The sequence below is a fragment of the Tetragenococcus solitarius NBRC 100494 genome, from assembly GCF_001544195.1.
GTDB classification, from domain to species: domain Bacteria; phylum Bacillota; class Bacilli; order Lactobacillales; family Enterococcaceae; genus Tetragenococcus; species Tetragenococcus solitarius.
The window spans coordinates 1-1,368 of record NZ_BCPY01000084.1; the positions used below are offsets into that span (position 1 = coordinate 1).

At 40.1% G+C, this 1,368-nt stretch carries 1 protein-coding gene; it reads right to left on the minus strand.

Annotated elements, in window-relative coordinates; translation table 11 throughout:
- Nucleotides 1–178: 178 nt before the first annotated feature.
- Nucleotides 179–1,258, minus strand: a complete 1,080-nt coding sequence (locus TS1_RS12160; protein WP_038021803.1) for an IS30 family transposase — start codon at nucleotides 1,256–1,258, stop codon at nucleotides 179–181.
- Between the last annotated feature and the right edge of the window lie 110 nt (nucleotides 1,259–1,368).

Sequence of the window (1,368 nt, forward strand, 5' to 3'; positions counted from 1 at the left end):
CAAGTTTAAGTTAGCCACTTAGTAAAACTAAATTTCATGCGATATTTGACGGTTACTATCTGTGTAGTGAGGGCTTGATAATGAGCTGAGACATGATAGTCTTTTGACAAGCTGGCTTCAGCCAGCTCTACAGCTTTAAAATCATGTCGAAGGAGGCTCGTTGTCAAGCCCTCACGGGTTAAGCCACTTGCTTTTCTAATCGTAAGGCATTGACGAAACACTCATGAGGTGTTTTATAATCCAATATTTTTCTGGGATAATCGTTCATCCATTGTTGTATACGTAAGCATTGTGATTCTAAAACTTGACCCATCGACTTTCCTTTCGGAATGAAGCGACGAATGAATTTATGCTGATTCTCACTCGTTCCTCGCTCAAATGATGCATAAGGATGGCTAAAATAAACATCCAGGGTATCCTTTAACGCTTCATGTAGACCTGCAAATTCAGATCCATTATCTGAAGTAATCGTCTTAAACATAGTAGAAAAGTCATCTCCAGCGCGTTCTTGAAGAGAATAAATGGCTTCGTCCACTGAATATTGATCTTTACCGTTTACCTTCATAATAACTTCAAAGCGGGTTTGTCGTTCAACTAATGTTAGTAGTACGGCATCGGTCTTCTCCTTATTACCAACGACTGTGTCGATTTCCCAGTGACCAAAAGTTTCACGGCTATCAATTTCTTTAGGCCGTTTGTCTATCGATTGCCCGAGAATACGTTTATTTGGGCGTTTCTTCAGAGAGGACACTTTTGGTTTACGAGAGAGCTTTTCTAAAAGATCAAGGTTCGTTGTTCGCATGATTCCTTTATCTATCCAATTGTAAAGTGTTGTTGTACTAGGAATAATGGCACGATCAAACAACTCATGCTCTAACGCAAAACCAGTCACGGCATCAGGGGACCATTTATCAAGCAACATCTTATCATCGGCCCATTCTATAAAGGTATCTATATCCGCCCATTTTGGCCGTCGGCCACAGTTTAAACGATGTCTGTCATAAGCTGCTTGTCCAGCATCAGCGTCATAAGCTTCAGTATAGTAATCATAGACCTTTCCTTTTTGCTTTTGGCGTTTAAGTTGTGTGACCGTTCCGCGCTTCACCTCATTATTGATTGTTTGTGGAGCACGTTCTAAAACACTAGCAATCCGACGATTGGAATAGTTTTCTTGCTTTAAAATAGCGATTTGAGACCGCTCTGAATAAGATAAGTGTTTTCCCTTACGTGCTGATGTGGTATGGTTAGAGTGCGTCATGTGAATTCATCCTGTCTATTGAGAGTTAGTGGTAACTTCAATATAACATGAAATTCACATGGCGTTTTTTATATGTTAGCCAGGTGGCTAACTTCATTATAAAATCCAGC